The 26,985-nt window shown below is 35.7% G+C and carries 24 protein-coding genes and 2 pseudogenes; 2 read left to right on the forward strand and 24 right to left on the reverse strand.

What is annotated here, in order from left to right; translation table 11 throughout:
- Window positions 1-4 precede the first annotated feature (4 nt).
- The 4 genes and pseudogenes from WAX78_RS25220 to WAX78_RS16185 all read right to left on the reverse strand — a co-directional run.
- A pseudogene (locus tag WAX78_RS25220) lies at window positions 5-191 on the reverse strand (transposase domain-containing protein); the annotation flags it as partial.
- Between the two features lie 562 nt (window positions 192-753).
- On the reverse strand, window positions 754-1,131 hold the full coding sequence (locus WAX78_RS16175; protein WP_336483061.1) for a hotdog family protein: 378 nt from the start codon (window positions 1,129-1,131) through the stop codon (window positions 754-756).
- A gap of 506 nt (window positions 1,132-1,637) precedes the next feature.
- Window positions 1,638-2,078 carry a YaiI/YqxD family protein gene (locus WAX78_RS16180; protein WP_336483062.1) on the reverse strand — a complete coding sequence of 147 codons (441 nt, stop codon included), beginning with the start codon at window positions 2,076-2,078 and terminating at the stop codon, window positions 1,638-1,640.
- 277 nt (window positions 2,079-2,355) lie between these two features.
- Window positions 2,356-3,267: a DMT family transporter gene (locus WAX78_RS16185; RefSeq protein WP_336483063.1), complete on the reverse strand. Its 912-nt coding sequence runs from the start codon at window positions 3,265-3,267 to the stop codon at window positions 2,356-2,358.
- 97 nt (window positions 3,268-3,364) lie between these two features.
- Here WAX78_RS16185 and WAX78_RS16190 point away from each other — a divergent pair, with 97 nt between their 5' ends.
- Window positions 3,365-4,234, forward strand: a complete 870-nt coding sequence (locus WAX78_RS16190; RefSeq protein ID WP_336483064.1) for a LysR family transcriptional regulator — start codon at window positions 3,365-3,367, stop codon at window positions 4,232-4,234.
- Between the two features lie 33 nt (window positions 4,235-4,267).
- Here the strand turns inward: WAX78_RS16190 and WAX78_RS16195 are convergent, their stop codons facing one another.
- On the reverse strand, window positions 4,268-4,441 hold the full coding sequence (locus WAX78_RS16195; protein WP_336483065.1) for a hypothetical protein: 174 nt from the start codon (window positions 4,439-4,441) through the stop codon (window positions 4,268-4,270).
- Window positions 4,442-4,464: 23 nt separating this feature from the next.
- Between WAX78_RS16195 and WAX78_RS16200 the strand changes: the two are divergent.
- Window positions 4,465-4,679 (forward strand): annotated as a pseudogene (locus WAX78_RS16200) (spore germination protein).
- Between the two features lie 423 nt (window positions 4,680-5,102).
- On the opposite strand, the gene WAX78_RS16205 reads toward WAX78_RS16200, so the two are convergent.
- The 19 genes from WAX78_RS16205 to rny all read right to left on the reverse strand — a co-directional run bounded on the left by WAX78_RS16205 (window position 5,103) and on the right by rny (window position 26,985).
- Window positions 5,103-5,282 (reverse strand): hypothetical protein, encoded by a 180-nt coding sequence (locus WAX78_RS16205; protein ID WP_336483066.1) that lies wholly within the window; start codon window positions 5,280-5,282, stop codon window positions 5,103-5,105.
- 281 nt (window positions 5,283-5,563) lie between these two features.
- The gene (locus tag WAX78_RS16210; RefSeq protein WP_336483067.1) at window positions 5,564-6,250 is read right to left on the reverse strand and encodes a poly-gamma-glutamate hydrolase family protein; all 687 of its coding nucleotides are present in this window, start codon (window positions 6,248-6,250) and stop codon (window positions 5,564-5,566) included.
- Window positions 6,251-7,279: 1,029 nt separating this feature from the next.
- A complete protein-coding gene (gene wrbA / locus WAX78_RS16215) occupies window positions 7,280-7,891 on the reverse strand; it encodes an NAD(P)H:quinone oxidoreductase (protein ID WP_336483068.1) in 612 nt (203 codons plus the stop codon).
- A gap of 118 nt (window positions 7,892-8,009) precedes the next feature.
- Window positions 8,010-8,621 (reverse strand): alpha/beta hydrolase, encoded by a 612-nt coding sequence (locus WAX78_RS16220; RefSeq protein ID WP_336483069.1) that lies wholly within the window; start codon window positions 8,619-8,621, stop codon window positions 8,010-8,012.
- The gene (locus tag WAX78_RS16225) at window positions 8,621-9,568 is read right to left on the reverse strand and encodes a ring-cleaving dioxygenase (RefSeq protein ID WP_336483070.1); all 948 of its coding nucleotides are present in this window, start codon (window positions 9,566-9,568) and stop codon (window positions 8,621-8,623) included. Before WAX78_RS16225 ends, WAX78_RS16220 begins: the two co-directional genes overlap by 1 nt.
- A 37-nt stretch (window positions 9,569-9,605) precedes the next feature.
- Complete coding sequence (locus WAX78_RS16230; RefSeq protein ID WP_336483247.1) at window positions 9,606-10,205, reverse strand: flavin reductase family protein; 600 nt, start codon at window positions 10,203-10,205, stop codon at window positions 9,606-9,608.
- Between the two features lie 35 nt (window positions 10,206-10,240).
- Complete coding sequence (locus tag WAX78_RS16235; protein WP_336483071.1) at window positions 10,241-11,179, reverse strand: ring-cleaving dioxygenase; 939 nt, start codon at window positions 11,177-11,179, stop codon at window positions 10,241-10,243.
- A gap of 303 nt (window positions 11,180-11,482) precedes the next feature.
- The gene (locus WAX78_RS16240; protein ID WP_336483072.1) at window positions 11,483-11,926 is read right to left on the reverse strand and encodes a MarR family winged helix-turn-helix transcriptional regulator; all 444 of its coding nucleotides are present in this window, start codon (window positions 11,924-11,926) and stop codon (window positions 11,483-11,485) included.
- Window positions 11,927-12,283: 357 nt separating this feature from the next.
- Entirely contained in the window at window positions 12,284-14,203 is a 1,920-nt protein-coding gene (gene mutL, locus WAX78_RS16245) for a DNA mismatch repair endonuclease MutL (protein ID WP_336483073.1), read from the reverse strand.
- 8 nt (window positions 14,204-14,211) lie between these two features.
- Entirely contained in the window at window positions 14,212-16,881 is a 2,670-nt protein-coding gene (gene mutS, locus WAX78_RS16250; protein ID WP_336483074.1) for a DNA mismatch repair protein MutS, read from the reverse strand.
- A gap of 128 nt (window positions 16,882-17,009) precedes the next feature.
- Window positions 17,010-17,582 carry an outer spore coat protein CotE gene (gene cotE / locus WAX78_RS16255; protein ID WP_336483075.1) on the reverse strand — a complete coding sequence of 191 codons (573 nt, stop codon included), beginning with the start codon at window positions 17,580-17,582 and terminating at the stop codon, window positions 17,010-17,012.
- 185 nt (window positions 17,583-17,767) lie between these two features.
- The gene (locus WAX78_RS16260; protein ID WP_336483076.1) at window positions 17,768-18,199 is read right to left on the reverse strand and encodes a YlbF/YmcA family competence regulator; all 432 of its coding nucleotides are present in this window, start codon (window positions 18,197-18,199) and stop codon (window positions 17,768-17,770) included.
- Window positions 18,200-18,202: 3 nt separating this feature from the next.
- Window positions 18,203-19,732, reverse strand: a complete 1,530-nt coding sequence (gene miaB, locus WAX78_RS16265) for a tRNA (N6-isopentenyl adenosine(37)-C2)-methylthiotransferase MiaB (RefSeq protein WP_336483077.1) — start codon at window positions 19,730-19,732, stop codon at window positions 18,203-18,205.
- A 330-nt stretch (window positions 19,733-20,062) separates the two neighbouring features.
- Window positions 20,063-20,929, reverse strand: a complete 867-nt coding sequence (locus WAX78_RS16270) for a 2-oxoacid:ferredoxin oxidoreductase subunit beta (protein WP_336483078.1) — start codon at window positions 20,927-20,929, stop codon at window positions 20,063-20,065.
- Window positions 20,916-22,673: a 2-oxoacid:acceptor oxidoreductase subunit alpha gene (locus tag WAX78_RS16275; protein WP_336483079.1), complete on the reverse strand. Its 1,758-nt coding sequence runs from the start codon at window positions 22,671-22,673 to the stop codon at window positions 20,916-20,918. The genes WAX78_RS16270 and WAX78_RS16275 overlap by 14 nt, the downstream gene beginning before the upstream one ends.
- Before the next feature lie 258 nt (window positions 22,674-22,931).
- Window positions 22,932-23,855, reverse strand: coding sequence for a dipeptidase (locus WAX78_RS16280; protein WP_336483080.1), 924 nt, complete (start codon window positions 23,853-23,855; stop codon window positions 22,932-22,934).
- 177 nt (window positions 23,856-24,032) lie between these two features.
- Window positions 24,033-24,293, reverse strand: coding sequence for a stage V sporulation protein SpoVS (gene spoVS, locus WAX78_RS16285; RefSeq protein ID WP_020059065.1), 261 nt, complete (start codon window positions 24,291-24,293; stop codon window positions 24,033-24,035).
- 151 nt (window positions 24,294-24,444) lie between these two features.
- A complete protein-coding gene (locus tag WAX78_RS16290; protein ID WP_336483081.1) occupies window positions 24,445-25,239 on the reverse strand; it encodes a TIGR00282 family metallophosphoesterase in 795 nt (264 codons plus the stop codon).
- Between the two features lie 183 nt (window positions 25,240-25,422).
- The gene (gene rny, locus WAX78_RS16295) at window positions 25,423-26,985 is read right to left on the reverse strand and encodes a ribonuclease Y (RefSeq protein WP_336483082.1); all 1,563 of its coding nucleotides are present in this window, start codon (window positions 26,983-26,985) and stop codon (window positions 25,423-25,425) included.

Here is a 26,985-nt window from a genome sequence, read left to right on the forward strand (position 1 = left end):
TTGACTACAACAAGACTTTATCAATTTCCTCTTTATTATTTAAATCGATATTGGGGAGCGTTTCAAACAAATAACGAAGATAATGATAGGAACTTAAATTGTTCTCTTTTGCGGTTTCAACCACACTATACATGATGGCACTTCCCCCTAGCACCTTGTGGTGTATTTGAAAACATCCAATTTTTTCTCTCACCGATTTTTCGTTGAACATATCGGACGCTTTTCTCTGATTAAACTTTCATTTTTCACAGCAGATTACCATTTAAATTAACAGGCTAACTAACGCCGTTATCGGTAAAGAAAAAAACTCTGAGCGTTTTTTTCTTTACCGATTTATTCAACATAAACACTCTTTATGCGAATGAGGAAAACTTTGATTGTTCTAATTGTCCTTATATAAAAAAGTTCTTTACTAGCAAACCGCTTAATCATTACATTCTCGAATGAGTAAAGATTTTTTTTATCTCTTGCGGTATAGCAACCTTCATCATCAAATTTATGCCGATTTGGAATAAATTTTGATTAAAAGTATGTTAAGGACGCTGATTTTATAATTTGTCGGTCCTGGTGTAAACGTAATAATAAAACAGTAAATCAAAAAAGATGTAATATTCATGAAACAAACTCCTTTTCAAGTTTCTCTCATTGAATTATTACATCGATTGTTTAAGTTTCTATAGTACAAAATTGCACATCTATCTTATTTGATTTTTCAACTCTGTTAAAAGTTATACTACATATTTTTATAAATGATTAAAGAATTATGCCTGAGAAACTTCCTTTTAATACTTCTTTTTCAAGTTGATTCATACATGTAAACGCCGCAGTAATTTTTGTGCGATTTTTTTCATCCAGTTCAAATTGTTCAATAATTACGTCACAACGGATTGTATCACCACTAAAGACGGGGCGTAAGAATTCAAAATCCATCTTACGAGCCAATACATTATAATCACCGCCAACTTTCGTAGGGAGTGTTGATGTTAAAAGTCCTTGTACAACAAATCGTCCTTGTTCATCTGGTGTAACATGATGAATCCCCTGATCCTTAGATACCTTCGTAAATAAGACAACATCTTCTTTTGTAAACGTTCGCTCAAAGGTGATTTTTTCGCCTACTTGCAATTCCATCCATACCCCTCCTCAAAACATTTTATGATTCACCTAATTTTACAGTTGGAATACACAGTTAACTAACATCAAAGTATTCTTGTATTTATTATACAGAGACATGATAAAAGAAGATAATTCAAACCGCCTTATCCAATATTTCCAATCAAATTTTATTATAAATCTATAATACAGACGTTCTTTTTTATAGTGCAATTCAATTATTATATTCCGTTTATTAAATAAGGAAAACGTCGCAACTTTATTCAAATGTTGATTTAAAATATAGTTCGATCATTTATAATAAAGATTGATAACTTGTAAAAAAGTTTGATAAAAAGATCCGTTTTGTAGAGTATTTCTTTGTTCAACAATCGGGCCAGATTGTTGAGGAAACAGAAAGAGTAAGAATACTGATAAAAAGATCATTATTTGTGAAGTGTTTCACTTAAACTAACGTGGCAAGGTTAGTTTAAGTTTTGTCACAATTTTTTTCTAGGTTTTTCTTAAAAATGAACGGTTCTTTTTTAATGTGAAATCGCTCTTTTAAAAAGCCCCTTAAATTTCTCCCTATCTTCTGATGTAAATGGTTTTGGCCCCTTTGTACGCCCTCCGCTTTTTCGAGCCATTGCACTCAAATAACGTGTTTGTAATAATTGGTCAATGTTTTCATTTGTATAGCTAGACCCATTATGATGAAGTACTGCACACCCTTTTGCTAAACCTAGCGAAGCAAGACCATAATCTTGCGTAACGATTATATCTCCTTTTTCTGCTAACTTCATAATCCGATAATCCGCAGCATCTGCTCCAGAATCAACATAAATGGTTTCCACTCCTGATGGTTGTTCCGCATTAGAAAAATGAGAAAAACTAGCAACAAGGATAACAGGAATTTCAGCATTCGTACCTTCAGAGATAATGATATCTTTTACCGGACAAGCATCTGCATCAACATAAATTTTCATCTTAACCTCTCCCCTTAAATAAGTTTGAATTGATGATAATGGCAAATTTAGCCTTTGTCAAACGATAAAGATGGTTTACCTAAAATCATTAAAAAACAGTTGTTCTATTAAAGGGCGCATTTCCATAATAGGATTAGCGTCCTTAAAGAAAATTGGATTTCTATGAATGTCCCTGTCGTAAAAGAAAACATAGACACCGCGAGATGCTTTTAATCAAACTTTATTTCAAAAGAAAGCGCCTATGTTGAAAAATAGGCGCTTTCTTTAATAATTTTAATTAACATTTTTTAGGTTCAACTTGTTGTTTAATTGCAAGTGATTTAGGCTTTATATTCACACAACAGATGCTCACAATAATGAATAAGAGTCCAACAAAAAGACTAAGGGTAATTGCTTCGTGTAAAAAAATAGCACTCGCTACAATCGCAATAAGTGGAATAAGAAATGTATAGGCTCCCACTTTGCTTGCCTCTCCTGAGCCGATAAGTGTAAAGTAAGCTAGCCAGCCCATTGCAATAACAAAGATAGAGACAAACAGTAATATAGATGTAAATGGCACGTTCCAAACAATGCTAGACCAGCTTTCAAATTCTGATCCAAACCCGATTAAGAAAAAGCCACCAATAATTAGTTGAAGTGTAACCATCCAAATTGCGTTTACACGATTACCGGTTTTCTTAATGAACACCGTACCAAGTGCCCAGCCAAGTGAACAGCCTAAAGCGAGTAATATTCCAACGATAGAAATATGACCACTTAAACCACTCGAACTTATAACAGCCACACCGAAAAATCCAAGAATCAAGCCAAAGATTTTTAATCCATACATTGCTTCTTCGAGCCAAATCCAGGAGAAAATACCGAGCAGCACTGGCTGAAGGAAAACGATAGCTGAAAACAGGCCAGCTGGCATATATTCAAGTCCTATAGTCTGAAGTCCATAAAATAATATGTTATTAAGTAAAGCAGAAATAAAGTATAAATGCCATGTTTTCTTTAAGTTCAACTCTTTATATTTTGGCAAGGCAAAAATAAGTAGGATGAATCCGCCTAACACTGTTCTCATTCCCGCAAACAACACTGGCGGTGTATAATGAAGAGCGAATTTTGACAAAGGCCAATTGATTCCCCACATGATAACAAGAAATGTAAGAAGTAAAGCCATTCTTGTTCGCGAAAGTTGTGTCACGTTAAAACCTCCTTGTTGTATTTCATTTCACTATGATATGATATTGGACATAATAAATGAAATGAATCTTTTTTATAAGGAGTATAAGTAATTCGTTATGACCATTACGCAACTTCAAATATTTGTAAAAACCGTCGAAATGGAAAGTTTCACGAAAGCTGCTCAAAGTCTGAATATGACACAACCTGCTGTGAGCCACGCTATATCTAGTATTGAATCAGAATTAGGCGTCACACTAATCATTCGTGATAAGAGAAAAGGATTAATTCTTACTGATGTCGGGAAACGTATTCTTATTCATATTCGAGAGATTTTGAATGGGATAGAAAAGGTGGAACAAGAAGTAGCGGCAGAGAAGGGACATGAAGTAGGGAAAATTCGTATTGGAAGTTTTCCGAGTGCTTCCGCACATTTCTTGCCTAAAATCATTAACATCTTTCAGCAAAAATATCCGAACTTAGAGCTGATCCTTTATGAAGGAACACTTAAGGAAGTAGAAGGTTGGTTATTGTCTCGCGTCATCGATATCGGGATAGTTATCCTTCCAAATGAAGAAATGGAAATTATCCCATTGACAAGGGGGAAAATGGTTGTGGTACTACGAGATGATCACACCCTATATAAGAAATCAGCTATTACGATACAGGATTTGAATAATGAACCTATCATTATTTTTAAAGGGGGATATGAACCTCCGATTATCGATATGTTTAAACAAGCCGGAGTACCGCTCCGCATTAAATATGCAGTTTCTACCGTAACGACATCACTAAATATGATACAAGAAGGGCTAGGGTTGGCCATCTTAGCTGAGTTATCCTTATCTAATCTACCCCCGAATGTTCGAACTCGAGAGCTAGAACCACAAGTTTGGAGAGAAATTGGTCTAGCTGTCCCTTCATTAAAGGAATCATCACTTGCAGTCCAATTATTTATTGAAGAGGTGCAAGAGCTGTTTTCTTTGTAAAATAGGCTTATCCCTTATATGAAGGGGGAGCGGTTAGCTTTTGTTAGCTGCTCTTTTAATTTCCTCATCTTTTACCATTCTCTCCAAAGCAACAAATACATCATTTAATGTTGCTTTATCACCTTTTTGTTTTAATCCCTTTGCAATTCCATGAATAAATTGCAGTCGAACCCTTTCGAAAAATGAATCATATAGTGATTTAAACATTCCCTGATAAAGTAGGTGAAAATATGACGTGTATTGTTTGGAACCTAGTCGTTCAAAATAGTAACGCTTCTTTTACTTAGGAGACTTCTATAATGTATCTCAGAAAGTAAATACGAAACTTTATAACGGATCCGGTGCATCTAGCGTTGCTTTTGTTCTTAATACCTTTAACAGTGTAAGTGGTACGAATACATTTGATTCAGATGTAGCTGATCAAAATCAAATTGGAACAGTCTAAATTTATTTATCCTTTTCTCTCCACTGCATATTATTTCAAATCCCGTTTATACTACAGCTAGTTTCAGTTAATTGTAGCGAAGCGACCCCATATTTCTTTTGTAGAATAGTCAGCTTTTACTAGCTACTCTTTTATTGAACTTGTATCCCTCTCGTTTTCCTTATCATTTCACATTCATTTTTCATTATTTCCCTCATGGAAATCAGAATGACTTTTCCAAGCACCATCACACCTCATTTCTCTACAAAATGAATTTTTTGTTCACAATATCGTAAAATTCAACACACATCGTTACATTAATATATGTGTTAAAATCATTACATAAACCAATTAATAATCCTTGTTCAAAAGCCCCGCAAGCCCTGACACCCCCCTATTCAGTCAGGGCTTGTTTTATATTAGAATGAAGTTTTTATATGGTTTCTAGTATTTCCATATGTCGTAAATATTTAGTGGAAAAGTATCCACAAACCCTTCTAAAAACACCACTGATGCACCGCTATACGCTGTAAACTCATCTGTTTTACACGTCCATATTTTCCCGTCATAACGCTTCGCTTCTAAACAGGTATGCATTATCACTGTGTCACCTTTATTCAACATCTCTCATTCTCCCTTGCTACTAGTTACGATAGGTAAGAATTTGAAGTTATCTTAACACTGTACGTGCGACTTTCATCGCATACAGCGTCCCATCTTCTCCTTTTATACTAAAGTAACTAGATTACAAACTTTACAGAGTTCGTTTATTTTCTTTAATTGTTTATCGTTCAATTGAATTATTCTCATATATTTCCTAATCGTCTCTTCATTTGTAGCGTGTATCAGTCTGTGGACAAATTCATGTACAATAATTAGGTTATTAAATTGGATCGAAATTATCATCACTTTGACTCAGCTATCGCTAAACGAATAGCATCACTGAATTTTTCCATCTTGGAAGTATTATTTGTAAGTTCGGTACGCAAATCATCGGTGAGCTCCAATTGCGCTCCTTTTAGATTTTTACCCTTATTTACGATATTTTCTGGGCTGATCCCCTTCAACTTGTCAGGCGTATCCCCCATACGAAAACCTGCATCGGACAATTCTTTCGAAATCTTATCCCTTAATTCCACATCAAGTCCGCCCATGTAAACTAGTTTTTCTGTTCCTTTCACACCATGAATAGAAACAACTTTGCTTTTTTGTGCTATCATTTTCAAAGCTATTGGATCGTCGTAATGGGTAGAAGTTAGATGCAAATCATTTCGCCCATCGTGATTAGAGTCTTCCTTTTTTTTAGCATTAAATATGTAGTAACTGTAATCACCTAAGGCAATTTTTTTTGCAATTTGGTCAGTTCCAAATTCGATTTCTCCACCGTGGATTGCTAGAATGATTACATCAGAATTTGGTATGTCTTGGGTTTCGATGGTATAATCTATACCTTTTTGATAATGCGCCGACAATTCTGCAAAGTTCTTGTATATATCTGATGCCTCTGATATGTCCAATGTGGCTGAAGCTGTAGACATAGAGAATGCTGAGGCAGTGAACAAAGATGTTAGAGCTAACATAAGTTTTTTCATTTCAATTCCCCTGTTCATTTTAACTCTCACTTGTATGATCCTAAATTCTGAAAATGAATACATGGTCATCTTAAGCGAATAAGCGACTCCTGAAGAGTCAATGAAATGTATATAAAGGTAAAATAAACAATGGATGTATTACTATAACGCAGTATATTTCGAAGAAAAAACATTGATTTTTGTCTGCTATGCGATTGCTTATTTTTTAAGCATTAATTCATATGTTTCCTATATATAGTCCAATACATAAAAGGTGATTAAAACCTATTTATACATATTTTAACATTCCATCTATTCATCATGTAAAATGACAATAAAGTTATTTAGTTTTAAAAGTTCAAACAAGCATAACCCCGTTCTAAATTTAGGACGGGGTTAAAAATATAGTGATTTAATTTTTGATATAAGATATTTAACTACACTAGAAAATATAACAATAAAGTCGTTTAAAAAATCTAATTTTTTTCAACAATAGCGCCAGGTTGTGGAAGATTATAAGTGCCTGTCTTGTTAAACTAACGCTACGCGTTAGTTTAAGTACAATTAAATTACGGATAACTAACAAAAAGCATGACATAAAATTGTCATGCTTTTTCGCTATTAAAAAATTCTTCTCTTACAATATTATTTTTTAAATATATTAACGTAAAAACTCATTCATTTAGTGGTACTTTTCATTCTTTATAATAACCTTCAACAGTACAAACCATTTTCATTACCCAGTAGCGAACTTTTTCCCTTTGGATAACACTGTGTTCAGAGAAAATTTATTTAGACTGGAAATTATTGATTTAATTCATTTTTAAACGCAGTCTAGATAATTTCCACCTTCAAAATTTTACCTATTTTTTATCTTTTAATTCCCTCATGTATATATATTATTATTAATTTAAAATGCTATTAAATTATTTAAAATCATAATAGAAATTATACTAAATACCTTTAAATGTAGAGTGACAATAAAGTTGTTACATTATAGAGAATTAAACTAAAAAAGCACCAATCTTAATTCTTGATTGGTGCTTTTTCTTATTGATTTGCTTTTTTAACCATATCGGCAACAGTTACTGTACGTTTTGCTTGATGTTTCACGGCTGCTTGTACATCTTCAATCATTTTTCCATCTTGACCAACAGTAACACTAGTACCATATGGGTTTCCACCTGCACCAAATGTTACTGGATCCGTATATCCAGGTGCAGCCACAATTGCTCCCCAATGATACATAGAAGTATATAATGATAAAATTGTTGCTTCTTGGCCACCATGAGCGTTTTGTGCAGAAGTCATCGCACTCACAACTTTATTTACAAGCTTCCCATTAAACCATAATCCACCTGTTGTATCTAAAAATTGTTTCATTTGTGCAGGCATATTCCCAAAACGAGTTGGTACACTGAAAATAATCGCATCTGCCCATTCTAAATCATTTAATGTTACCTCTGGTACATCCTTTGTTGCTTCAATATGAGATTTCCAAACCGGATTTCCTTCTATTACAGATTGTGGAGCTAATTCTGGTACTTTTAATACTTTTACTTCTGCACCAACTTCTTTTGCACCTTCCTCAGCCCACTTTGCTAGTTGATAGTTTGTTCCACCCATGCTGTAATAAATCACTGCTAATTTTACATTTTCCATTGTTTTCTTCTCCTTTATTGATGAATTTCCAAACAACTTGGATAAAATCCCCATTTTATTACACCTACCTATTTCTTCACTTTTTTCAAATTATAATCCATACCATAAAATCTTTTTATCACGCATTTAGAAAAGTACGATACCACTGAGCTGCTGCTTCTACTTCACTCGCAGTCAACTGATGTCCTCTATTTTCCCAATGTAATGATACATTTGCATTCGCCTTTTCTAATAACGTTTGTAATTCTGCCGATTCCATAGGTGAACAGATTGGATCATTTGTCCCAGCTGCAATAAATACAGATTTACATGATAAATCAGGAAGCTCTATTCCTCTTCTTGGTACCATAGGATGATGAAGAATGGCACCTTTCAGTGCATTTTGATAATGGAATAATAAACTTGCTGCTATATTTGCACCATTAGAATAACCAATTGCTACTATATTTTCTCTATCAAAGTCATATGTTTTTGCTGCTTCATCAAGAAATTCGTTTAATTCTTTAGTACGAAAAACAAGATCCTCTTCATCAAAAACGCCCTCTGCTAATCTTCGGAAGAAACGAGGCATTCCATTTTCCAATACATTTCCACGAACACTTAATACAGAAGCTTCTTCATCAATTCTGCCCGCAAGTGGTAATAAATCTAACTCATTCCCACCAGTACCATGAAGTAATAATAATGTTGGTTTTGTTAAATCCTTCCCTTTATGAAAAAAATGTTTCATTATTTATCCCCTTCCAAAACCCGCACCTCAATAGGAGGTAAGAGTTCTTCTAATTCTTCTCGTTTTGGGTCTAGCCAAGATGGTAACATAAGCCTTTCACCCAAATTCTCTGTCGATTCATCCACTGTAAAACCCGGTGGATCTGTTGCTATTTCGAATAAAATACCGCCTGCTTCATGAAAATAAAGAGCCTTAAAATAATTACGATTAAGAATTTCAGTCGGATAATATCCTTTTTCTTTAAGAATAGACCACCACTCTTGATGTTCTTCTTCATTTTTTGCACGCCATGCAATATGATGAACCGTTCCCGCTCCCATTAGCCCTCGGACTGAAGCACTTAATTTAATATCAATTGTATTTCCAATCTCTGCTTTTGACTGAAATCGTAAGAATTCATTCTCTTGTCCGATGCATTCTAATCCAAATACGTGCTCCAGCAATTGAGCTGTTTTATGCGGTTGTGCAGAATATAAAGTAGCGCCACTAAATCCCATAATCGCATTTTCTATTCCAACTCCCCCAAAACTCCATGTATTTTGCGGACCACCATCTCGCTCCACAAGCTCAATTTGAAGGCCGTCCGGATCTTGAAATTGCAAATATGTTTCTCCAAAACGAACAGATGAAACATATTCAATATTGAATTTCTGCAAACGAGTCTCCCAAAATGACATAGACCCATTTGGTATCATATAACCGGTTACTCCAACCTGTCCTGTTCCAATTCGTCCTTTTAACTGTTTGGGCCATGGGAAGAATGTGATGACAGTTCCCGGTTCACCAGATTCATTCCCAAAGTACAAATGATACACTTCTGGTCGATCAAAATTAATTGTCTTTTTTACAAGTCTTAGCCCTAGAATGCCTGCATAAAAATCAATTGTCCGCTGTGCATCATTTACCATTGCAGAAATATGATGAATACCTGCTATTTTATTGGACATTATTCTCTCTCCATTTCATTATTAAGCTATATTCAAATTACTGAGGTCTTTCAATGGAAAAAATCTCACCTATTTTCGCATAATTATGGCCTGCTAATCGACTCACCGCTCCCAATCCCTTTGGATCGATTCTTCCCTTTTCATAAATTTCATTTTCAACATGAAATTGAACCACTTTTCCTATAATCAAATCACATCTAGGAGAATCAGAATCGCCTAATTCTAAAGAATGCTCTAATACACACTCCATTCGAACTTTAGCCTCTTGTATTCCTGGTACAGAAATCTTTTCACTTGCAATTGGAGTAAAACTTGCAAGTTCAATTTCACTTTGAGTAGGAGGCAGATTAGCAGCTGTTTTATTCACTCTTTCTACATTTTGTTCATCCACAATATGAACAACAAATTCCTTACTATCGAGAATATTTTTTGCTGTATCTTTTTGTCTCCCCTCTGACCGTTGAATCGCTAATGAAATCATTGGTGGATTAGAGGAAACGATATTAAAGTAACTAAAAGGTGCACCATTCAAAATATGTTCCTTTGAAATTGTCGTAACAAAGGCAATCGGTCTTGGAATAATACTTCCTATAAGAAATTTATAATTTTCTCTTTCCGTATTTTTGGATGGATGGATCGATCGATAGCAAAGAAATCATTCCCTTCGTGAAATTAGTCTAATTCTCTTACTTCAAACGGCAATAATACTTGTTCAATCTGTTTTCTATTCGGCTCATATTGTTCAGGTAACATGAGTTTCTCACCCATTGTTTCTTGTGATTCATCATGTGCGAATCCTGGAGGATCCGTTGCAATTTCAAATAAGATTTCGCCATGCTCTCTAAAGTAAATTGCATTAAAATAATTTCTATCTCTTACAGGTGTCACACCATATCCATAGCGTGAAACGTGTTCTCTCCAATCCAATTGATCTTGATCATCACTAGCTCTCCATGCGATATGGTGAACTGTACCTACACCCATTTGTCCACGTCCAATAGAAGTTAGTTTTAGATCAATGATATTTCCAATCTCAGCTGAGGAACGGAAGCGAACAAAATCTCCTTCTTCTCCAATTCGTTCTAATCCCATTACGTTTTCTAATAACTCTGCAGTTTTGCTAGGTTGAGCAGATAACAGAATTGCTCCACCAAATCCCTTAATCGCAACTTCTGGTTTTACGTCTCCAAAAGTCCAATTATTTACTTCTCCTTCTTCTCTTTCAACAATCTCTAAATGCAAGCCGTGAGGATCGTCAAATTCTAAATACTGTTCTCCAAAGCGCTCCATTTTTGTATACGGAATATTGAACTTTTCCAATCTCTTTTCCCAAAACTCCATTGCACCTTTCGGAACAAGGTAAGTAGTTACCCCTACTTGACCATCTCCAATGATTCCCTGACGAGCACCTGCCCACGGGAAAAATGTAATAATAGTCCCTGGTTTTCCTCCTTCATCACCAAAGTAAAGATGATATGTCCCTGGATCATCAAAGTTTACCGTTTGTTTTACTAAGCGTAACCCTAAAACCCCAGCATAAAAATCTACATTTTCTTGTGGGTGACCTACGATTGCTGTAATATGGTGAATCCCCATTGTTTTCTTATTCATTTTGTATACTCCTTTTTTATTTAGGTATTTAAAAACTCTTTTAATCATTAAACATGAGTTATTTCCTTATTCCTTTTTATTCGTTACATTTAATCTTGGCTACAAGGCATAGTTAAATTCATATTGTAGATAATTATCTTGAATTCAATTATCTTTAATTCGAGATAATCAGCAGTAAAAAATACCAGTTACCTCTTAATTATATTAACCATTCAGACGAGCTATAAAAAGAATAACAATATCCCCCTTTTATAGCTTGCTTAAATGTAATTTATCTCGAATTCGAGATAAATTACAAAAAAATTATAGCTTTTGAGCATAGTATCCTAGTTTTTTTAGCTGTTCAATCATTATCCTTTTTTCTTCAGGACTCAAACCGCCAAATATTTGTTGAATCGCCTCTTTGTGCTTAGGAAATATCCCTTCCATTAGTTTAATTCCTTCTAACGTAATGGCAGCATACGTAACACGGCGATCTTTAGGGCAAGGTCTTCGTACTAAAAATTGTTTTTTTTCCAACTTATTAACAACGTACGTAATACTGCTACTTGCAAGTAATATTTTGTCACCAATTTTTTGTATAGGTTGATCCCCTTTACTAAATAGTAACTCAAGAACTGCAAATTCAGTAGGATTAAGTCCATAGCTCTTTATATCTTCTTCAATACGTTTTGTGACTGATTGCCCTGCACGTGAAAAAGTAACAAATAACTTGAGAGATAAATCTTCATTATTAATCCTATCCATAACATCAATTCCTTTTTAATTATCTCGAATTAGAGATAATATTATAACACTCAATGTTGGTTGTCAACCTTTTTTGATTTTTTCATAAAAATATTCATTTTCACCTGAATTGATAAAATACTGCATTAAAATATCACATTATTTTTCTTCTATTGTACGAATAATTTCATTATAATCACGTCCTAATCGATCAATAGCTACGACCATTAAAAAATCATATTTGCACCAGAACCTAAAAGATTAATTAAAAAAGAAGCGATTTGTTCCTATCGCTTCTTTTTCTCAACTCAATATTTTATCAAAATAATAACAAAAAACTTATTATTTTCTTTTGATTTTTCCCTCAACACAAAAATCCTACATCACCCGCTTAAACATCTTCTCCAGTTCATACGTCGAATGGTGCACAAGTATAGGTCTACCGTGCGGACATGTATATGGATTTGTTGTTGTTCGCAATTCTTCTAGCAATGCAAAGATTTGATCGTTCGTTAAATATTGATTTGCTTTAATTGATGCCTTACAGCTCATCATAATAGCGGCTTCTTCGCGCAATTTTTTGATATCGACTTTTTTCAATTTCAATACTTGCTGCATCATTTCATCAATGATTTCCATCTCTTGCCCTTTTGGAAACCATGTTGGATGTGAGCGTACAATGAACGATTGATGACCGAATTGTTCTAGGAATAATCCTACTTTTTTCAGTTCTTCTAGTTGTTCCTCTACTCGTAAAAATTCATTGAGTGATAGGTCAATTCTATATGGAACGAGTAATTCTTGTACCTCTTGTGCAACTTGTCCTACTTTATCACGGAAATATTCATAATTGATACGCTCCTGAGCGGCATGTTGATCAATCATATATAACCCTTTATCATTTTGAGCAAAAATGTATGTTCCGTGCATTTGTCCAATTGGATACAGCGGCGGTAAATCGTTTCCGTTCATTTCGATTTCTTGCATTTCTTCCAGCTCTTCTAACTCAAAGTCTTCCTTATTCTCTTCCCACTCATTCTCTTGTGGAAGTGGTTCTTCTACAATCGGCTTGGACGGTTGCCAATTATTTTCTTCTTTTACAAGAGATTGTGGCGACTGCCATTCTTGTTTTGGTGGATTCCAAAGCAGTGGCTGTGATCTCGGCTTTTCTTCTGGCTCATCCATTCCACTTGGCAAAACGATATTTGGCATCGACGGTTCTTTCGGTTTTGTATGCTCAAACTGAAACTGCTCTTGGACACTTTCATCTTTTTCTTTTTTCTTTGTCGTAACACCGGCATCAGGAATGAGTTGAATCTTTTTAAAAGCATCTTGCAATGTTTTTTCAATAAGTTGCAATAGTTCCTGTTCTTTACTAAAGCGAACCTCTAGTTTTGCCGGATGAACGTTCACATCAACTAACATTGGATCCATTTCAATTGATAAAAAGCCAATTGGATAGCGTCCAACCGGTAGCAATGTGTGATAGCCTTGCTGTACAGCTTTCATTAAGACATAGTTTCGAACGTAACGACCATTTACAATCGTTGACATATAGTTACGAGATGCACGCGTTACTTCTGGTAACGTCACATAACCACGAATAGTAAAGTCTAGCGATTCTGCTTCAATTGGAATTAGTTTTTTCGCAACTTGAATGCTGTAAATTGCAGCAAGAACTTGTCTTACATCACCATTTCCTGATGTATGAAGCAATTTTTTCTCATTGTGAAACAAACGCAATGAGACTTCTGGATGTGACAATGCAATGCGATATACAATATCCGTAATGTTTCCAAGCTCTGTATGAATTGTTTTCATGTATTTTAAGCGTGCTGGTGTGTTAAAAAACAAGTTTTGAACCGTTATATCTGTTCCTTTACGGCTCGCTGTTTTTTCTTGTTTCAAAATCTCGCCACCTTTAATAACAAGGTGTGTTCCTGGTGCATCCCCTGTACTCGTGATTAACTCTAATTCACTAACAGATGCAATACTCGGCAATGCCTCACCGCGAAAACCAAGCGTCCGAATACGAAACAAATCATTTTCATCTTTAATTTTACTTGTTGCATGTCGTTCAAAGGCAACGATACAATCTTCTTCAGCAATGCCATCTCCATTATCGATGATGCGAATTTTCGATAATCCAGCTTCTTCTAAGTGGATTTCAATAGATGTACTATTCGCATCGATGGAATTTTCGACAAGTTCTTTTACAACCGAAGCAGGTCGTTCTACTACTTCCCCTGCCGCAATTAAGTTAGAAAGTTGATCATCGAGTTTGCGAATTTTCCCCATCTACTTACTCATCCTTTCTTCAACTTTTTCTGTAAACGGTACAGTTCATTTAACGCTTCTAACGGTGTCATATCAAGTAAGTCAATTTTTTTAATTTGTGCTAATACCGCTGTTTCTTTTGAATCAAGTACAGGTTTGTCTTCTTTTTTCACTTGTTGTTCCGCTGCAAAGAAGGATAGCTGTGATTCTTCTTCCACTTCTTCCTGCGGCAATGCCTCTAGTTCTTCTTTCACGACTACAGGTTCTTGTACGATTTCTTCTGGAACTTTAACTTCCGTTCGTTTCGGAATCATAATCTCCTCTTGTCCTTCAAGCTGTGCTAATACTTCTTTAGCACGAGCGATTAAGCTATCTGGCAGCTCTGCAAGTTGAGCAACGTGAATACCGTAGCTCTTATCTGCTGCTCCTTCTTGAATTTTATGCAAGAAGACAACTTTGCCGTTTTCCTCAATTGCTGAAACATGTACATTTTTAAGCTGATCTAAACTTTCTTCTAACACTGTTAATTCATGATAATGTGTTGAAAATAACGTTTTCGCACCAATTTGATCATGAATATGCTCAATGATTGCTTGCGCTAATGCCATACCGTCATACGTAGATGTACCACGGCCAATTTCATCAAATAAAATTAAGCTTCTTTCCGACGCATTCGCAATCGCGTTTTTTGCTTCTAACATTTCGACCATAAACGTACTTTGGCCTGAAATTAAATCATCAGCTGCCCCAATTCTCGTAAAAATTTGGTCAAACACAGGAAGTACAGCTTCTGCTGCCGGTACAAAGCAACCGATTTGCGACATAACAGTAATCAATGCTAATTGACGCATATACGTACTTTTACCGGACATATTTGGACCAGTAATTAAAAAGACATCCATATTTTCAGGCATTATACAGTCATTTGGAACATATAACTTGCCGTTTAATACTTTTTCCACAACTGGATGACGGCCATCTTTAATAAAGATTTCTCGTTTACTTGTTAATATCGGTTTTACAAATTGCTCTTCTTCACTTACAGTTGCAAAGCTTTGAAGTACATCTAGCTCACTAATAATTTTTGCTAATTGCTGCAATTTCGGAATAAATACTTTCACTTCTTCGCGAAGAGCCGTGAATAAATCATATTCTAACTGAACGATTTTTTCTTCTGCTTCTAAAATCAACGTTTCTTTTTCTTTTAACTCATCGGTAATAAACCGCTCTGCATTCGCAAGTGTTTGTTTCCGTTCATAACGTCCTTCTGGAAGTGCAGCAAGGTTTGCTCTCGTAACCTCAATATAGTAACCAAAAATACGGTTGTAACCAATCTTTAATGATTTAATTCCTGTTATGTCACGCTCACGTTTTTCAAGCTCTGCAATCCACGTTTTTCCGTTTTTACTTACATAGCGATATTGGTCTAATTTCTCGCTATAACCGTCTTTTATAATGTCACCATCTTTTATAGAAAGCGGTGGATTTTCTTGAATACTTTTCTCTAATAACACTGTTAAACTTTCACATGGATCGGCACCTTGAATTAAGTTTGCAGCATAAGAATTATCTAAAAGACTAACTGCCTCTAAAATAGCCGGAACTTGCAATAAGGAACGCTTTAATTGCAGTAAATCACGCGCATTGACACTACCATATGCAACTTTTCCTGCTAAACGTTCTAAATCATACACTTCTTTTAGCTTTTCTTTCAAATCTTCACGTAAGAAGTAGTCATTCACAAATGTTTCAACCATTTCTAAACGTTCTTCAATTTTTTCTTTTTGGATGAGTGGACGTTCCATCCACTGTTTTAGCATGCGTCCCCCCATCGCTGTTTTCGTCTTATCTAACAACCATAATAAGGAACCTGCTTTTTCTTTTGTTCGAATGGTTTCCGTTAACTCTAAGTTGCGTTTAGAGTGGACATCAATCTTCATAAATTGATTTGTATAATAAATTTCAACCGGTTGCAGGTGATCTAGTGAACGTTTTTGTGTTCGTAAAACATAACTAAATAAACGTCCAACTGCTGCAATTAATTTTGTTTGCGTTACATTTTGAACGAGGTGCATAAGACTCTCTGGAACTTTCGTTTCTTCCTCATATGAAACTGTCATTTTCAATGTTGCTAACATCTTGTCCAACTCTTCCTTAGAGAACGTGGAAGATACGACAATTTCTTTCGCACCTGTTGCGTATACTTCTAGTAATACATCTTCAAGTGTTCCGGTTAACAATGTTACTGTATTTTGACCTGTCGTTAAGTCATTACAAGCCAATGCATAAGAACCATCTTCAAAATGTGCTAGTGCTGCAAGAAAATTATTTTCCTTTTCATCTATTGTACGACCTTCCATCATCGTTCCTGGTGTAATTAACTGAACAACTTCGCGGCGCACAACACCTTTTGCTGTTTTTGGGTCTTCAACTTGTTCACAAATTGCTACTTTATATCCTTTTTCAATCAGTTGTTCAATGTAGTTTTTCGCAGCGTGATACGGTACACCGCACATCGGAATCCGTTCGCTCCCGCCCCCATCGCGACTCGTTAATGTAATTTCAAGTTCATGTGCTGCTTTTACAGCATCCTCAAAGAACATTTCATAAAAATCGCCTAATCGAAAAAATAAAAAGGCATCTTGATAATCTGCCTTGATCTTTAAATATTGCTGCATCATCGGCGTGTACTGTGCCATTTTGATCCTCCATACGTCTTTCTTTTTCACTTTAAAAATATATTATAACACAATTATACACGAATGATTTTGAACCATCATCTGAAACACATACAAAAAGCTAGGAAGAGGTTCTCCCTAGCTTCAACTTATTCCTCTTCCGCTTCTACGATAAAGTTCGGATCAAGTTCTTCAAACTCTTCATCATTCACTTCAATTTCAACTTCAACGTCAGCTTCAACTTCAAATTGATCATCATCTTCTTGACAGCCCTCTGGATTCACACTCACACAAATTTTTGTTTCGCCCACGACTTCGGTTACAAATTCCCGTTCCACAGTGACAGCCATTTTATTTCCATTTGGTGAAATAACAGCTTCTAAACAATTTGGATGTTGTATGACACGTGCAATAATTTCTTGATCTTCCCCAGAAAAATTCTTATCACGATAGCCGATATTCACATCATCTGTGTAATGCACGCGTTCTGTCACAACTTCTGTTTTCGTATTTTCTTCATACGAATACCATGTGTTAATATCGTAGAATCCTTCGATTTCTACATACTTCCCATTTTTCCTTGCTTCATATGCATGGTTAATAACCCAGCACCCCAAGATACTTGTCGGTGGATGATTCGGTGCAACAGTGTGAGTTTCTTTCATATACTTACGGCCTTTGCCCACAACAGCTTTCGTAATAATCTCTCTAAATTCAGGCATACGAACCCCTCCTCAATGAATGTTCAATTCATTATATGCGGGACAAATGCGGAATGTGTTATTCTTTTTTTAAAATGACCTGTCCTGTTCATTATGTAACATGAAACTTCTATTTTCCAGAAGAATACAATACATTATTACCTGTTAAAAAGAAACAAAAAGAGATGTCGAACTCGACATCTCTTTTAACAGCCACACGTACCTTTTTTATTCGCTACTTCAGCACCTGTTTCTCCTTTTAACACATCTCCACCAGTTGAAATTAAAATTTCATCTGTGACTGTGTTTGAAATTGTACTTGCAACAAGCTGCAATAAATCATTTACATATGTTTGAGAAGATTTGAACTGCTGTACAACTGGAATTTCATCCAATTTATCTTGCAACGCATCAATTTCTGATTCTACTTTTTTTAGCGCTTCCCATTTCCCATAATGTTGTAGATTCACTGCTTGTTTTTGCAAAGCTTTAATTTCATCAATCGTACGTTTTACACTCTCATTTTTATGAATTTGTGCTTCTGCACGTTTAAAGAAATCAACTTCTTCTGTTTCAGAAATCATTTTTGCTAATTCTTTCGCTTGCTCTACAATTTCATCTTTTGTAAAGATTTTCATCTATTATTTCACCTCGATCGGCTCCTCAACCAATTCCCCGTTTAGAGACCAAGTTTTTGCTTTTGTTATTTTCACTTTTACAAGCTGACCGATTACAGATTTTGGAGCTACGAAGTTTACAAGCTTATTGACACGTGTATAACCTGCAAGTACTTCAGGATTATTTTTACTTTCTCCATCAACAAGCACTTCAACAATTTGTCCTTCATACGTTTTATTCTTCTTCGCAGAAAATTCATTTACTAACGCATTTAAACGTTGCAAGCGTTCCTTTTTCACTTCCATCGGTACATTATCTACCATTTTTGCAGCTGGTGTACCTTCACGTGGTGAATAAATAAATGTATATGCGCTATCGAAACCTACTTCGCGATATAACGACATCGTTTCTTCAAATTGTTCATCTGTTTCATTTGGGAAACCGACAATAATATCAGTCGTTAATACTACATTTGGAATCGCTTCTTTCATTTTACGTACAAGTTCTAAATAATGCTCACGTGAGTATTTACGTGCCATAATTTTCAACATATCCGTACTTCCAGATTGCACTGGTAAGTGAATGTGTTCAACTAAATTGCCGCCTTTTCCAAGTACTTCAATTAAATGATCATCAAAGTCACGCGGATGGCTTGTTGTAAAACGAATACGTGCTACGTCAATCTTACGAAGTTCATCCATAAGATCTCCTAAACCATATTCCATATCTTCAAAGTCTTTTCCGTATGCGTTTACGTTTTGACCTAGTAGCGTAATTTCTTTATAACCATTTGCCGCTAAATGACGTACTTCTTTAATAATATCTTCAGGACGGCGGCTTCGCTCTTTACCACGAGTATACGGTACAATACAGTACGTGCAGAATTTATCACATCCGTACATAATGTTTACCCACGCTTTAATATCCCCGCGGCGTACTTTTGGAAGATTCTCAATGACATCTCCTTCTTTTGACCATACCTCAACAACTGTCGCTTTCGAGAACATAGCATCTTTTAAAATGTATGGTAAACGGTGAATGTTATGTGTACCAAATACCATATCTACATGCTGATGTTTTTGCATAATTTTGTTTACGACAGATTCCTCTTGTGACATACAACCACATACACCGACTAAAAGATCAGGATTTCTTTGTTTTAAAGATTTTAAATGACCAAGTTCCCCGAATACTTTATTTTCAGCATTTTCACGAATAGCACATGTATTTAATAGAATCACATCTGCATCTTCTGTAGAGAATGTTGGTTCATATCCAAGAGCTGTAAAGATACCAGCCATTACTTCTGTGTCATGTTCATTCATTTGACATCCATAAGTACGGATATAAAACTTTCTTCCTGCACCAAAATTGCGAAACTCTTCTGGTAAGCCAAAATCACGTTCAATTTTAACTTCTTCTTTTCCGCGTTTTTTCGCATCCTTTAAAGAAGGTGGCTGATATACACTTTCAAAATATTTACTATAATCTTTTTCTGCTTTTTTAGTAGTTGAAGTTGCTTGTTGCCCTGCTAATCGTTGCTCTTCGTTCATGAATAATCTCCTTTCAACCTTACATATACACAGTTTTGATTTTTAGTTATTGTTTATTTTGTCCTTATAAAAAAGCTTATCGCTTCATTCCTATACACATTATTATAGTATAAAGCGTTCAGTCAAATTAAACAATAGAGAGGCCTTGCATTCATGAACGATTTTACTTGATACTAAAAGGAAGGGAAGAGCTCATATTTAATGTAACTCTTATTTATTATTTTATCATTCTGAATTTTCTTAGTAAAGAAAGTACATCCCATCACAAAAATACTTTATCATAAATTTGCATTAGAAAAGGCTATCGAAATTTCGATAGCCTTTCATATATTACATAAATTCTGCTACAAGTTCATCAAACATTTTTTGGTCCATTTGCAAATCAGCATGAACTAATGGTTTTTCACTATATCCTTTTACAAGCTCTTGGTAAGAAGGCTGCTCTGTATTTTGATAAATTAAACCTGTTACTAAACCTTTGTTTTCCATTAATGTTTGCATAGCAACCATACGATTAGATGGATCATATCCTTCTACTTCGCTAAGTTTTGCTAAATTCTCTTTGAACCAATCATACGTATTTACCTTGTTGTATGTTACACATGGGCTAAATACGTTAATAAGTGAGAACCCTTTATGTTGAATACCAGCTTCAATTAGCTGTGTTAATTCTTTTAAATCACTAGAGAAACTTTGTGCTACAAACGTTGCTCCAGCAGTTAATGCCATTTCCATTACAGATAGCGCTGGCTCAATCGATCCTTGCGGCGTACTTTTCGTTTTAAAGCCCGCTTCACTACGTGGTGAAGTTTGACCTTTCGTTAAACCGTAAATTTGGTTATCCATAACAATGTACGTAATATCAATATTACGACGAATAGAATGAATTGTATGTCCCATACCGATTGCAAAACCGTCACCGTCACCACCAGATGCGATAACTGTTAAATCACGATTTGCCATTTTTACACCTTGTGCAATTGGAAGGGCACGTCCATGAATACTATGAACACCGTAAGAGTTAATATAACCAGAGATACGACCAGAGCAACCGATGCCAGAAATAACCGCTAATTCATCAGGATTTAAACCTACATTTGCAGCAGCACGCTGAATTGCTGCTTGTACTGAGAAGTCACCGCAACCTGGACACCAGTTTGGTTTTACACTATTCCGAAAGTCCTTAAATGTTGCCATTTAAAACAACCCCTTTTTTGCATTCGTTGTAAATTTCTTTTGGCAAGAATGGGTTTCCGTCATATTTCAGTAGACTAGAAATTTTTTCACCATAGCCAAGATTCATCTTCATAATATTAGCAAGCTGTCCAGTTGCATTGTTTTCTACAACGACAACACGTTTTGCATCTTTCACAAGCGGCAGCATTTCAGCCGTTGGGAACGGATGAATTAAGCGAACATGAGCATGATTTACTTTTAATCCTTCTTGCTCTAAACGTTCCATCGCTTCTTCAATTGCACCACGAGTTGAGTTAAAGCCTACTAATAATACATCAGCGTCATCATATTTTGCATTTTTGTATACAGGGGTATTAAACTTGATATTCTCCATTTTACGGAAACGTTTGTCCATTTGTGCTTTGCGGTTAAGTGCTGACTCAGATGGTTTACCTGTTTCATCGTGCTCTACGCCTGTTACATGGTGAATACCATTTTTCATACCAGGTACAACACGTTGTGAAATCCCATCTTCTGTTACTTCATAACGTTTGAAGTATGCTTTATTTTCACGCTCTGGTAACTCTGCCTGTAAATCAAGTTTACCGCGGCGAATTTCAACTTTTTCTAATTGAAGCGGTTCTACTGTTTGTTTACCTAAAGAAAGTTGTAAATCTGTTAAAAAGATTACAGGGACTTGATATTCTTCCGCTAAGTTAAATGCTTCTACAATATCATAGAATGCCTCTTCAGCAGTACTTGGTGCCATAACGATTTTCGGAATCTCACCATGCGTTCCGTAAATCATTGCCATTAAATCAGATTGTTCTTGTTTTGTTGGTAACCCTGTACTTGGTCCACCACGCTGTGTATCAACAATTACAAGAGGTGTTTCTGTAATCCCAGCTAATCCAATTGCTTCCATCATGAGAGATAAACCAGGACCTGCTGAAGCTGTTAATGTACGTACACCAGCATAGTTTGCACCAATTGCCATCGTACAAGCAGCGATTTCATCCTCAGTTTGAATAACAGTTCCTCCTACTTTTGGAAGCTTCTTAATTAAATATTCCATAATTTCAGAAGCAGGTGTAATTGGATAAGCAGACATAAAACGAGCACCGCCAGCTACTGCACCAAATGCGATTGCATCATTCCCAATCATAAACATACGTTTTTTTCCATCTGCTTTTTCAAGCTGCATCATATTTACTTTTTCACCGAGCAATTCTTTCATATATTGAGAGCCACGTTGAATTGCTTCCATGTTCTTCTGAACAACTTGCTCTCCTTTACGACCGAAAATTTCATCTACAACTTCTAAATACACTTTTTCATCTAGCCCTAATACCGCACTAGATGCTCCAACCGCAACCATGTTTTTCATTAAAGATGTACCTAGCTCAGAAGCGATATCCGTAAATGGAATTGCATATAAAATTACATCCCTTCCTTCAGGAATGCTAGGATTAAATTTTGCATCTGCAACAACAATTCCACCAGGACGTAGTTCATGGAAATTAAAATCAATAGTTTCTTGATCAAATGCAATTAAAATATCTAAATCATCTGATATCGCACGTACCTCTGTTGTACTTACGCGAATTTTATTGTTTGTGTGACCACCTTTAATTCGTGATGAAAAATGGCGATAACCATATAAATAATAACCTAGTCGATTTAATGCAATACAGAAGATTTCTCCTGTACTTTCAATTCCTTCACCTTGTTGGCCTCCAACTTTCCATGAAAGTTGACTAATCATTTCCTACACCCCTTTAACTGCATACATTGTAGTGTATTTTTTTACAGTACTAGTTTAGCACTTTTTAAGACAAGAAACTACAATGGACACAAATTATACCTCTTCTGATTTTAGTAAATGCTTTATATAATATTAATTCGTTTACAATTCTAGCTCTACCACAGTAAAAATGCAAGAATTTGATACAATTTTATTGTATGTTTTTTAAATTTTCTAATATTTATTCTTTCCTTCTATAATCTTTTGTATAATAAAAACTTAGAATGAAATATGATGTATAAAATTACGATATATGAAATTGTTCACTTGCTCTTCTTTATATCGTTTTAATAGTTCATTTATGACATATTCATAATGTTCATACCGTTCTACATGTACCACTGTTTCTGTTATTCCATCAAAATCTGATCCAAATCCAACATTTTTTTCTCCACCAAGCATACATACATGCTCAACATGGCGTAATATATCATCCACACAAACAGACTTGTTTGCAGCTAAAAACATCGGTACAAATGTTATCCCAATCATTCCATCTTTTTGGATCAATGCTTTTATTTGTTCATTCGTTAAATTTCTTGGATGCTGACATAACTCGTAGCTATTCGAATGAGAAGCAATGGGATGATTTGCAAGTTCCATCACGTCCCAAAACCCTTTCTCTGACAGATGAGAAACATCTGTCCATATCTTGTAACGATTTAAATCTTCCACTACTTTTTCTCCAAACAGTGTTAGACCACCACCTCGAGACTCTAACGCTCCATCAGCAACTAAATTCGCATAATTCCAAGTAAGTCCAACAGAACGAACACCAAGATAGTACAACGTTTGTAGCTTCGTTAATTCTTTTCCAATTGCATCGCATCCTTCTAAAGTTAAAAGCGCTCCTATATCATCTGTACCTAATTGCTGAATATCTTCTTTTGTCCGGATCCATTTTATATTCGGCAGTGTCAAAATTTGTTCGTGAAATATATTTACCATCTCTAATGCAACTGCAAATCGCTGTCCATATGGCACTTCTTCCGGCACATAAATGGCAAAACACTGAACACTGCCGGCCTTTGGCTTTAACTGATTGTACGTAATATGTAAAGAAGATTCATTTTGAAAGTTTTTTTTCCCTTTCCCCATCCATAACTGCCATAATACATCACAATGCGCATCAAAAATTTTCAAGATTCGTCATCCTCCCTTCTTAAAGTAGAATTATTTTCCATTATATTTTTACAGTTGGAAGTAAATTTCTTCTCGTAAAAAATAATAAAGTGAAACTTCCATCAGTGAAGGAGCTTACTCCGCCCATTAATATAGGATAAAAATGACCTGTTTGCAAATGCAAACAGGTCATCCAATTTAACGAGGCTCTACAATTAATTTAATCGCTGTGCGTTCTTCACCATCAATCATAATATCTGTGAAAGCTGGGATACAGATCAAGTCCACACCACTCGGCGCTACAAATCCTCTCGCAATTGCTACTGCCTTCACGGCTTGATTCAATGCACCTGCGCCGATTGCTTGCATTTCTGCTGAGCCACGCTCACGAATAACTCCAGCAAGTGCACCAGCTACAGAGTTAGGTACCGAAGTTGCTTTAACTTTTAATATTTCCATTGCACGTTTCCTCCTCGTTTCTTTAAGAAAGTATTAGCGATTGAATTCACTTTTAACTTATATTCACGAGCAATGGTTCATATTCCTGCTAAAACCCTGTGATTTTTCTAAAAAATTAAAATATATTTTCTTTTCTAACTTTTCTTGTTTTTTATTCAAAAAATGGCTGATCATCATTAATTAAAATGCGATCAATTTTCTTAGCTTTTCCTGTATTTGGATCCACGTCAATTAACACGGCACTTAACTGTGTTCTTCCGTTCGTCACTTCAAATCGTACTGGAAGGTTTGTTAAAAACTTCTTCAGCACAGCTTCACGGTCCATCCCTAAAATCCCATCATATGGACCTGTCATGCCAACATCTGTAATATAAGCTGTTCCCTCTGGCAAGATACGATTATCAGCAGTCGGAACATGTGTATGCGTTCCAACAACTGCTGTAGCGCGTCCATCTACATACCAGCCAAGCGCTTGTTTTTCACTCGTTGTTTCAGCATGAAAATCAACAAAAATAATGTTTGTACGCTTTTTCGCAATCTTAATCAATTCATCCACTTTACGGAATGGACAATCGATTGGCGGAAGGAATGTGCGGCCTTGTAAATTAATCACTGCAACTTCTATACCATTACAGTTTACAAAAATAAGCCCTTTTCCTGGTGTTCCTTCTGGGAAATTTGCTGGCCTTGCAAGATACTTTGCATCATCGATAAATTCAAAAATTTCGCGGTTATCCCATGCATGGTTTCCAAGTGTAACTGCCTGTGCACCGCACTCTAAAAAGTTACGATAAATTTTCTCTGTAATTCCACGTCCACCTGCAGCATTTTCTCCGTTAATAATCGTAACTGTAGGTGTATATTTTTTCTTTAATGCAGGCACGTAATCTTGAATCATTTTTCTTCCTGGTGAGCCTACTACATCCCCAACAAATAAAATTCTCATATTTCTTACCCTTTCTATCTATACATTCTTCGTAGTTTATATTCCTAAGCTGTAAACTCAATTTATAAAAAATACAGATGTACTCTCATTATCTTATTTCATAAATTGTTTCCGATTCTACAGGCTTTTCTATATTATGTCCATTCCCGGCACAAAAAAATAAAGTGGTGTAACACCACCACTTTATTTTGCGTATTCAACTGCACGTGTTTCACGAATAACAGTAACTTTAATATGCCCTGGATAATCTAGTTCATTTTCAATACGTTTTCGAATATCACGCGCTAAACGATGAGCCTCTAAATCATCAATTGTATCTGGTTTCACTAGGATACGAACCTCACGTCCAGCTTGAATTGCATAGGATTTCTCAACACCTTCATAAGACTCAGAAATCTCTTCAAGCTTTTCAAGACGACGAATATAATTTTCAAGCGTCTCACTTCGTGCCCCAGGTCTTGCTGCTGACAGTGCATCCGCCGCTGCCACAAGAACTGCGATGATAGAAGTCGGTTCTGTATCACCATGATGAGATGCAATACTATTGATAACAACAGGATGCTCTTTATATTTTGTCGCAAGCTCAACACCAATTTCAACGTGGCTGCCTTCAACCTCATGGTCGATTGCTTTTCCGATGTCATGTAATAAGCCAGCACGACGAGCAAGTTTTTCGTCTTCACCTAGTTCAGCCGCCATTAGTCCAGCTAAATAAGCAACTTCCATAGAGTGCTTTAAGACATTTTGACCGTAGCTTGTTCTAAATTTCAAACGACCTAAAATCTTAATTAAATCTGGATGTAACCCGTGTACTCCTACTTCAAAAGTCGTTTGTTCTCCAACTTCACGAATATACTCATCCACTTCACGTCTTGATTTTTCAACCATTTCTTCAATACGTGCCGGGTGAATACGTCCATCTTGTACAAGTTTATCAAGAGCAATACGAGCAGTTTCACGACGAATTGGGTCAAAGCCTGATAAGATTACCGCTTCTGGTGTATCATCGATGATTAAATCAATACCTGTTAACGTTTCTAGCGTACGAATATTACGACCTTCACGTCCGATAATACGTCCCTTCATCTCGTCATTTGGAAGATTTACAACTGAAACCGTAGTTTCAGCAACGTGATCAGCAGCACATCTTTGCATAGCTAAAGATAAAATCTCTTTCGCTTTCTTATCTGCTTCTTCTTTTGCACGTACTTCAGTTTCTTTTACCATAACAGCGATTTCATGCGAAATTTCATTTTCAACTTTTTCTAGGATAATGGCTCTTGCTTGATCACGTGTTAGGCTAGAAATACGCTCTAATTCATCTTGCTGTTTTTGTACTAACTCTCCCACTTTGCTTTCCAAATCTTCAATCTGCTGTTGTCTTACTACAAGAGATTCCTCTTTCTTCTCTAACAATTGTTGACTTTTCTCAAGCGATTCGTCTTTTCGATCAAGGTTCTCTTCTTTTTGCATTAAACGATTTTCTTGTTTTTGTAACTCGCTTCTTCGATCACGAATTTCTAATTCCGCTTCTGTACGAAGTGTATGAATTTCATCCTTTGCTTCTAACAGCGCTTCTTTTTTCAGTGCTTCTGCTTGACGATTTGCATCTTCTACAATACGCTTCGCTTCATTGGCCGCACCGTTAATCTTCGCTTCTGCAATGGACTTTCGAACAAAAAATCCAACAACTGCACTGACGATGGCCAGCAAAATGGAGATGAGTATCCAAACTACATTACTCAT

This window comes from Bacillus yunxiaonensis (assembly GCF_037104695.1).
In the GTDB taxonomy this organism is placed as follows: Bacteria; Bacillota; Bacilli; order Bacillales; family Bacillaceae_G; genus Bacillus_A; species Bacillus_A yunxiaonensis.

Excerpts from the sequence above, each read along its gene's own strand:
- WAX78_RS16240 (WP_336483072.1), bottom strand. The coding sequence starts at position 11,926 with ATGGATAGGATTAATAATGAAGATTTATCTCTCAAGTTATTTGTTACT.
- mutS (WP_336483074.1), bottom strand. The coding sequence starts at position 16,881 with ATGGCACAGTACACGCCGATGATGCAGCAATATTTAAAGATCAAGGCA.
- WAX78_RS16180 (WP_336483062.1), bottom strand. The coding sequence starts at position 2,078 with ATGAAAATTTATGTTGATGCAGATGCTTGTCCGGTAAAAGATATCATT.
- WAX78_RS16235 (WP_336483071.1), bottom strand. The coding sequence starts at position 11,179 with ATGAATAAGAAAACAATGGGGATTCACCATATTACAGCAATCGTAGGT.
- WAX78_RS16275 (WP_336483079.1), bottom strand. The coding sequence starts at position 22,673 with ATGATTAGTCAACTTTCATGGAAAGTTGGAGGCCAACAAGGTGAAGGA.
- WAX78_RS16225 (WP_336483070.1), bottom strand. The coding sequence starts at position 9,568 with ATGTCCAATAAAATAGCAGGTATTCATCATATTTCTGCAATGGTAAAT.
- WAX78_RS16205 (WP_336483066.1), bottom strand. The coding sequence starts at position 5,282 with ATGTTGAATAAAGGTGACACAGTGATAATGCATACCTGTTTAGAAGCG.
- cotE (WP_336483075.1), bottom strand. The coding sequence starts at position 17,582 with ATGCCTGAATTTAGAGAGATTATTACGAAAGCTGTTGTGGGCAAAGGC.
- WAX78_RS16210 (WP_336483067.1), bottom strand. The coding sequence starts at position 6,250 with ATGAAAAAACTTATGTTAGCTCTAACATCTTTGTTCACTGCCTCAGCA.
- WAX78_RS16260 (WP_336483076.1), bottom strand. The coding sequence starts at position 18,199 with ATGAAAATCTTTACAAAAGATGAAATTGTAGAGCAAGCGAAAGAATTA.
- mutL (WP_336483073.1), bottom strand. The coding sequence starts at position 14,203 with ATGGGGAAAATTCGCAAACTCGATGATCAACTTTCTAACTTAATTGCG.
- spoVS (WP_020059065.1), bottom strand. The coding sequence starts at position 24,293 with ATGGAAATATTAAAAGTTAAAGCAACTTCGGTACCTAACTCTGTAGCT.
- WAX78_RS16220 (WP_336483069.1), bottom strand. The coding sequence starts at position 8,621 with ATGAAACATTTTTTTCATAAAGGGAAGGATTTAACAAAACCAACATTA.
- WAX78_RS16270 (WP_336483078.1), bottom strand. The coding sequence starts at position 20,929 with ATGGCAACATTTAAGGACTTTCGGAATAGTGTAAAACCAAACTGGTGT.
- WAX78_RS16175 (WP_336483061.1), bottom strand. The coding sequence starts at position 1,131 with ATGGAATTGCAAGTAGGCGAAAAAATCACCTTTGAGCGAACGTTTACA.
- wrbA (WP_336483068.1), bottom strand. The coding sequence starts at position 7,891 with ATGGAAAATGTAAAATTAGCAGTGATTTATTACAGCATGGGTGGAACA.
- miaB (WP_336483077.1), bottom strand. The coding sequence starts at position 19,732 with ATGAACGAAGAGCAACGATTAGCAGGGCAACAAGCAACTTCAACTACT.
- WAX78_RS16195 (WP_336483065.1), bottom strand. The coding sequence starts at position 4,441 with ATGTTTAAATCACTATATGATTCATTTTTCGAAAGGGTTCGACTGCAA.
- WAX78_RS16290 (WP_336483081.1), bottom strand. The coding sequence starts at position 25,239 with ATGAGAATTTTATTTGTTGGGGATGTAGTAGGCTCACCAGGAAGAAAA.
- rny (WP_336483082.1), bottom strand. The coding sequence starts at position 26,985 with ATGAGTAATGTAGTTTGGATACTCATCTCCATTTTGCTGGCCATCGTC.
- WAX78_RS16190 (WP_336483064.1), top strand. The coding sequence starts at position 3,365 with ATGACCATTACGCAACTTCAAATATTTGTAAAAACCGTCGAAATGGAA.